At 66.5% G+C, this 6959-nt stretch carries 9 protein-coding genes; 5 read left to right on the top strand and 4 right to left on the bottom strand.

What is annotated here, in order from left to right; translation table 11 throughout:
* On the top strand, positions 1-287 hold a 287-nt coding region (locus HUK82_RS13305), incomplete at its 5' end, for a M20/M25/M40 family metallo-hydrolase (RefSeq protein ID WP_176614423.1).
* Entirely contained in the window at positions 277-1515 is a 1239-nt protein-coding gene (locus HUK82_RS13300; RefSeq protein WP_176614422.1) for a pyridoxal-phosphate-dependent aminotransferase family protein, read from the top strand. The genes HUK82_RS13305 and HUK82_RS13300, both read left to right, overlap by 11 nt.
* A 6-nt stretch (positions 1516-1521) precedes the next feature.
* On the opposite strand, the gene HUK82_RS13295 is transcribed toward HUK82_RS13300, so the two are convergent.
* Positions 1522-2289 carry an SDR family oxidoreductase gene (locus tag HUK82_RS13295; protein ID WP_176614421.1) on the bottom strand — a complete coding sequence of 256 codons (768 nt, stop codon included), beginning with the start codon at positions 2287-2289 and terminating at the stop codon, positions 1522-1524.
* Between the two features lie 119 nt (positions 2290-2408).
* Here HUK82_RS13295 and HUK82_RS13290 point away from each other — a divergent pair, with 119 nt between their 5' ends.
* From HUK82_RS13290 to HUK82_RS13280, 3 genes are read left to right on the top strand one after another with little or no spacing between them, the layout of a single operon-like run.
* The gene (locus HUK82_RS13290; RefSeq protein WP_176614420.1) at positions 2409-2819 is read left to right on the top strand and encodes a winged helix-turn-helix transcriptional regulator; all 411 of its coding nucleotides are present in this window, start codon (positions 2409-2411) and stop codon (positions 2817-2819) included.
* Positions 2820-2863: 44 nt separating this feature from the next.
* On the top strand, positions 2864-3523 hold the full coding sequence (locus tag HUK82_RS13285; protein ID WP_176614419.1) for a peroxiredoxin: 660 nt from the start codon (positions 2864-2866) through the stop codon (positions 3521-3523).
* Positions 3520-3942 carry an ArsR/SmtB family transcription factor gene (locus tag HUK82_RS13280; RefSeq protein ID WP_176614418.1) on the top strand — a complete coding sequence of 141 codons (423 nt, stop codon included), beginning with the start codon at positions 3520-3522 and terminating at the stop codon, positions 3940-3942. The genes HUK82_RS13285 and HUK82_RS13280 overlap by 4 nt, the downstream gene beginning before the upstream one ends.
* A gap of 10 nt (positions 3943-3952) precedes the next feature.
* Here HUK82_RS13280 and HUK82_RS13275 read toward each other — a convergent pair whose 3' ends face one another.
* The 3 genes from HUK82_RS13275 to HUK82_RS13265 all read right to left on the bottom strand — a co-directional run.
* On the bottom strand, positions 3953-5539 hold the full coding sequence (locus tag HUK82_RS13275) for a Na+/H+ antiporter (protein WP_176614417.1): 1587 nt from the start codon (positions 5537-5539) through the stop codon (positions 3953-3955).
* A 127-nt stretch (positions 5540-5666) separates the two neighbouring features.
* Entirely contained in the window at positions 5667-6296 is a 630-nt protein-coding gene (gene hpf, locus HUK82_RS13270; protein WP_176614416.1) for a ribosome hibernation-promoting factor, HPF/YfiA family, read from the bottom strand.
* 91 nt (positions 6297-6387) lie between these two features.
* Positions 6388-6959: RNA polymerase factor sigma-54 (locus HUK82_RS13265; RefSeq protein ID WP_456304203.1), on the bottom strand; the 572-nt coding region annotated here is incomplete at its 5' end.

The raw sequence follows: 6959 nt of genomic DNA, 5'->3' as shown, positions 1-6959 counted from the left end.
CATGCGATCCCAGCCTGACCGCAGCGATGGCCGCCGCCGTAGCCCGCACGACCGGGGCGGCCGCGCGCCATCTGGTCAGCGGCGCCGGGCACGACGCCATGGTGCTGGCGGCGATCACCCCTGTTTCGATGCTGTTCGTGCGCTGCGCCGGTGGTATCAGCCATCATCCGGACGAGGCGGTCGAAGCCGGGGACGTGACACTTGCACTGCGGACGCTTGTGCACGTCGTCCAGTCGCTGGACACTCCCGATTGCGCGACGCGAACAAGGAGCGATCATGACGACTGAGGATGTGTTCGGCCAGATCGACCCGCCGCAGAGGCTGTTGATGGGGCCGGGGCCGGTCAACGCGCACCCGCGCGTCCTGCGCGCGATGGCCGCCGACATGATGGGCCAGTTCGACCCGGAAATGACGACGACGATGAACCAGACGATGGCCCTGTACCGTCGGGTGTTCATGACGGAGAATCGCCGGACATTCCTGATCGACGGCACGGCACGCGCGGGGATCGAGGCCGCCCTTGTTTCGCTGCTGGAGCCGGGCGCACGGGTTCTGATCGTGCGCGCGGGGCGGTTCGGGCTGCTGCTGTCGGAGATCGCGGCGCGGATCGGGGCCGACATCCGCACGCTCGATGTCCCCTGGGGTCAGGTGGCCACCCTGGCGCAGATCGAGGCCGCGCTTGTCGAGCACCGGCCGCGGGTCTTCGCCTGCATCCATGGCGACACGTCGACGACCATGGCGCAGCCGCTGGCAGGCGTGGGCGCGCTGTGTCGTCGTTATGATGTGCTGTCCTACGTCGATGCGACGGCGACGCTCGGCGGGATGGCGGTGTGCGCCGACGCCTGGGACGTGGATATCGTCACCGGCGCCTTGCAGAAATGCATGGGCGGTCCGCCGGGTTCGGCCCCGATCACCATTTCGGACCGCGCGGCCGAGCACATCATGGCGCGCCGGCATGTCGAGGCCGGGTTGCGTGCCGGTGGCACGACCGATGGTGTCGGCACGCGCATCGGCTCGAACTATTTCGACCTGTCTATGGTCATGGATTACTGGTCCGACAAGCGCCTGAACCACCACACGGAGGCAACCTCCATGCTGTATGCAGCGCGCGAAGCCGCACGGGTGGTGCTGTCCGAAGGGCTGGAGGCACGCTTTGCACGGCATCGCGCGGCCGGCGCCGCCATGACAGCCGGGCTGCGGGCCATGGGGCTGACCGTGTATGGCGACGATGCACATCGCATGCCCAGCGTCACTGGCGTCTACATCCCCGAAGGCGTGGACGGCGAGCGTGTGCGCGACCGGCTGCGGATGGACTTCGAGATCGAGATCGGCACGGCGTTCGGCCCTCTGGCGGGTCAGATCTGGCGGATCGGCGCGATGGGCTACAACGCGATGAAGCACAAGGTCCTTCTGACGCTTGGGGGGCTCGAGGCGGCCTTGCGTCAGGAGGGATTTACGCTGCCGTCCGGGGCGGCAGTGGACGCCGCCCTCGCGTCTTACACGGCGTCCGACTGAGGCCGTTTACTGTGCCGCTCGTGCCTTGGCGGCCATTTCGCCCAAGGCTGCGAGCGTCTGGTCGAACGTGCCGTTCGCTTCGGCGAAACGCAGGGGTTTGACGCGTTCGACCAGTATTTCGGCCGGGGTCGGTACTTGTGCGAACAGTTCCATGACTTCGTCGATATACGCCTCAAGCGGCATATACCCGGGTCGCGTGCCCTGGCCCGGTGTCAGATCGGTCTGGACGCCCGGCGGCGCCAGTTCGATGATCTCCACACGGCCGCGCAAGGCTTCGCGCTGCGCAATGATGTAGGAGTGTAAGGCCGCCTTGGTCGCATTGTACGTCGGCGTGCTGACAAGCGGGACGAAGGCCAGCCCGGAGGTCACCGTCACGATGGTGGCGTCGCGGCGTGTGACCAGATGATCGATCAGCGCATTGTCCAGCCGGATCGTGCCCAGCAGATTGGTGACGATGGTCTCTTCCGCGTCCGACAGATCGCGGGCGTGGTCGAGTGCCTCGAAACGCATGATGCCGGCGTTGTTGATCAGAACATTGAGCGCCGGGAACGCCTCGGTGACGTCGCGGGCGAGACGCGCGATATCGTCGGCCTGGCTGATGTCGAACGTGATGGCGTGCATTCCGGGGCGTCCGTCGCAGACGCGCTCCAGTGCCGCGCGCCGTCGGCCGGCGACGATCACGGTGTTGCCGAGCGCGTGGAACCGCTCCGCCAGTGCGGCGCCGATGCCCGAACCACCACCTGTGATGAGAATGGTGTTGCCGCTGGTTTTCATGGAACGTTCTTTCTGTGACTCGTTGATCGCTGGTGCACCTCGGAAAATAGGCTTCCGCAATCCTCTGGAAAGACCGCACCCGAAAGATTTATACAGACCTTTGGGTAAGTAACGATCCGATGGAGACAGCTGACGTGGGCGATGTGCGTTGCGATGACGATGACCGAGCGTGTGCGGACGATCCCCGGGTCGAAACGCTGGTGACCGAACTGATCGGGCGTGTGGCGGACAAATGGACCATGCTGGTGCTTGAAGTGCTCGACGAGCACGGGACGCTGCGCTTCGGCGGTTTGAACCGCCGGGTTGCGGGCATCAGTCAGAAGATGCTGACGCAGACCCTGCGCCATATGGAGCGCGACGGCATGGTCACGCGCACCGTCTATCCCGTCATTCCGCCGCGCGTGGAATACGCGCTGACCCCCCTTGGCGCCAGTCTGGGCGAAGCGTTCTGTGGTGTGTGGATCTGGGCGGCAAAGCACCGCGAACGGGTCGAGGCCGCGCGCCGCCTTTTCGACGGGCGCCCGACGTGAACCGATCGTTGCCTCAGCGACAGGGGGCCGTTTAAGTGATGTTCATGAATGACACTTCCGATCGGTCGGCGGCCTCGCGCCGGCCTGCCTCGACGCCAAGGATCGGTGATGAAGCGCCCGATTTCTCGGCCCGTACCACCCACGGCCCGTTCCGGTTGAGCGCTTTGCGCGGTCGCTGGGTGATGCTGTTCAGCCATCCGGCCGATTTCACCCCTGTCTGCACGACCGAGTTCATCGCGCTCGCGCGGGAAGAAGAGACGTTCCGGGCGATGGACTGCGCGCTGGTCGGTCTGTCGGTCGACAGTCTCGCGTCCCACATCGCGTGGATCGAGGCCATCCGGACCGCCTTCGGCGTGACCATTCCGTTTCCCGTCGTGGAAGATCCGTCGATGGCGGTGGCGCGGGCCTACGGGATGCTTGATGAAGAATCTGACAACAGCGCGACCGTGCGGGGTGTTTACGTGATTGATCCGCGCGGGATCATCCGGGCGATCACGTGGTACCCGATGTCGGTCGGCCGCTCGGTCGCTGAACTGATCCGGCTGGTGTCCGCGCTGCAGACGGTCAACGGCCGCGATGTGCTGACGCCCGAAGGCTGGACGCCGGGCGCGGACGTCGTGCTGCCCCCGGCCATGACACAGGACGAAGCGGTCGAGGCAGGACCGGCATGGTTCATGCGGTTTGCCAAGGATCGTCTGGCGTGAGCGCGCTTACCCCGGAAGAGGCACGGGAACTCGCCGATCGTTTGCGCCTTGTGGCCCAGCCCCAACGCCTGATGATTATCGACGCGTTGCTGCAGGGCCCCCTTGCGGTCAGCGAGATCGAGGACCGCACACGGATCGGCCAGCCGACGCTGAGTCAGCAGATCGGCGCCCTGCGGCGCGGCGGCGTCCTCGCGGCTCGTCGTCAGGCACGCGCGGTCATCTACAGCCTGTCCGATGAGCCCGAAGGGTTACGGATGCCTCTTCTGCTGGACGCGCTGCGCCGGGAGGCTGGTACGCTCCCGCCCGCGCCGTCGGATGCGGCGGCGTCGGACGGGGTGGGATCCGACGATCATGGCGTCGGGCGTCAGGGTGGGGCGCAGTTCGCGCGGGTTCTGCCGCGCGCGGGCACTGGCCCGTGACGACGGCCGCCTACGCGCGCTCGGCGAGGGCGGTCAGTTCCTGAAGGTCGAGCTGGTATTCCAGCGCGCGTAAGACCTCGTCATGGATTCGGCCGCCGCGATGCAGGGACAGGATTTCGGACCGACCGGCCGCGATGATCGCCAGTACGGTTTCAAAATGATCGTTATGATCCTGCTGAACGGTATCGCGTTCCCGCAGATAGCGTTGCTCCGCCGTTTCGCGGTGGCGGTACTGTTCCAGCAGCCGAGGATGGACCACACGCCCGTCCGGGGCGGTGGCGCGTGCCTCGATCGCGCGGCGTTGCGCCGTCGCGACGCACAGCCGCGCCTCGTCCTCGGACAGAAGCGCGCGGCCGCCCGCGCCACCGGCGGACAGCTTTAGCGCCCTGATGACCAGCCCGAGAGTTGTGCCCTGACCCACGACGGTCGTCAGGATCAGCGCGAAGGTGCACAGCAAAACGAAACTGCGGCCCGGCATGTCCTCCGGCGTCGACAGTGCCACCGCCAGACTGACCACGCCGCGCATACCACACCAGCCGGTCACCGTGGCCTCCGCCCACGCCCGTGGCGCCGTCGGACGGCCGGCGAGGCGGCGCGTCGTCCCCGACAGCACGACGGCGCCGTACACCCAGGCAAATCGGGCGAGGATAGCGGTGATCACGACGAACGCGACGCAAAGCGCAAGCTGTCCGGTCGAGGCAAACAGGCTCTCGCCACCATGGAGGATCGCGCGCAACGCCAGACCGATGATGACGAAGATCATCGCCTCGAGCAGGAACGTGATGGTGCTCCAGAAGGCTTCGCCGCGCAGGCGTGTGGCCGCGCTGAACACATCGTGCTGATACCAGCCAAAGAGCAGCCCCATCGTGACCGTGGCCATGACCCCGGACACGCCCACGCGCTCACCCACCACATACGCCACCCACGGCCCGAGCAGCGTCAGGCAGATCACCACCATCGAGTCTGAGACCCGGCGCAGGACCGTCAGCATGGCCCAGCCCATCGCCAACCCCAGCGCCACGCCTCCGGCCGACAGGACGGCGAACGACATCACCGCATGCAGGATGGAAAAACTGCCGGTCAGGAAAGCGGCGATCGCAACGCGATAGACCACGAGGCTGCTGGCGTCGTTCAGCAGGCTTTCGCCTTCGATCAGGGTGGACAGGCGTTCGGGCAGGTGGACACGCTCGAGAACGCTTTTGGCGGCCACCGCGTCGGGCGGCGCGAGAATGGCGCCCAGAGCGAAGCAGACGGCCCAGGGCAGGGATGGCACCAGCCAGTGCACCGCGACCCCGACGACCAGTGTGCAGAACAGGACCGCCCCGACCGCGAGTTGCAGGATGCCCGACAGGTTGGCCCGGAACGACGGCCAGACGGTGAAATACGCGCCGGCCATCAAGAGGGGCGGCAAAAACACCACGAGCACGAGGTCCGGGTCGATCGTAAACACCGGGACGCCGGGCACCATCGCCAGCGCCAGACCGCCGCCGATGAATGCGACGGACGGCGGCAGGCGCATGCACCGTGCCAGAAGGGCCAGGAACAGGATCACCGCGAAGATGACCAGAAACAGCTCAAAACGGGCGAGATCGGTCATACTGGGCACTCTGCGAAAAAATATCCGTCAGAGTGGCAGGCCGGCGATCCGTCTGGCAAGCCGACGGCGTCCGATGTATGGCAGCGGAGCGAGAGACGCCCGCGACGTGCGGGCGCCCTCCGCTCGATCAGGCTTCCGCGGCCAGGTCGATCCAGCCGACATGGCCATCGGGGCGGCGATAGACCACGTTGGTCTGGCGGGTCGTCGGGTTGCGGAACATCAGGATCTGTTCGCCCGACAGATCGAGCCGCATGGCGGCTTCCCCTACGGTCAGCATCGCCACATTCTGCACCTGCTCGGCGATGATCGCGCTGGCGCCACCACCGGTCGATGTGTCAGTGGCACTCAGGTCGCCGGCGCCCGTCTGGTCGAGCGCGTCCAGACCATCCGGGTCGGTGCCATTGGCGAAAATCCGCTCCCGCGCGCGCAGGATCGTCTGGGTTCGGCTACTGCTGCGGGAGCGCGCATTGTCGTTCAGTCGACGGCGATACCGGCGAAGGCGCTTGGCCATATGCTCGGCGGCGTCGTCGAATGCGCTGCTGGCGTCCGAGGCCTCGCCTTCGCCGCGCAGGACCAGTCCGGGTCCGGCATGGAGATTGATGTCGCACAGAAAGAAGGAACGGGCGCGGGAGAACGTCACCTGCGCATCAAGCGCCTGCCCGAAATACTTGCCCGCAATGGCGTCTAGGTTGGTGGCGACGCGCGTCTTGAGGGCGTCGGACAGATCGATCTGCTTGCCGGAAACCTGAATGTCCATGTCTGGCTGCTCCTTGCCGGACGCCGCGCCAGATGGCGAAGGCACGACGGACGGCCTCTTGCGGATTCCTCGGGTGAGGCGGAACAGATCGTCAGCGGTGCTGAAGGCCCGCTTCCCTGTTCCGTCTGCGCTGAACTGAACCCGGTATGTTCAGCGCATCGCGGTATTTGGCCACGGTTCGGCGGGCGATGTCCATCCCAAGTTTGCACAGCGCCTCGGCGATGTCGGCGTCCGACAGGATCGCGTCCGCGCGCTCGGCGTCGATCAGGCGCGCGATCGTGCGCCGCACGGCCTCGGCACTATGGCTGGCATCCACCGTGCCCACGCTCTGGGTGAAGAAATACCGGAGTTCGAACGTCCCATGCGGCGTTGCGATGTATTTGCCGTTGCTCACGCGGCTGATGGTGCTCTCATGCAGTCCCTGGCTCTGTGCCAGTGTCCGCATGGTCAGTGGGACCAGTCCGCCGGGTCCGTGTTCGAGGAACCCGATCTGGCGGCTCATGATGTCCTCGGCCACGTTCAGCATGGTCGTGCCGCGCTGCTCGAGTGCGCGGATCAGCCACGCGCCCTGACCCGCGTGACGACGCAGAAAGCGGCGGTCGTCGCCGGTGACGCGTCGCCCCGCCCGTGCACGCAGAGCGGCGTTGAGTGCGATGCGGGGAA

The sequence above is a fragment of the Ameyamaea chiangmaiensis genome, from assembly GCF_013376175.1.
Taxonomy (GTDB): Bacteria; Pseudomonadota; Alphaproteobacteria; order Acetobacterales; family Acetobacteraceae; genus Ameyamaea; species Ameyamaea chiangmaiensis.
The sequence above is the reverse complement of the archived record's forward strand: the minus strand, read 5'-3'. Positions and strand labels throughout refer to the sequence as shown.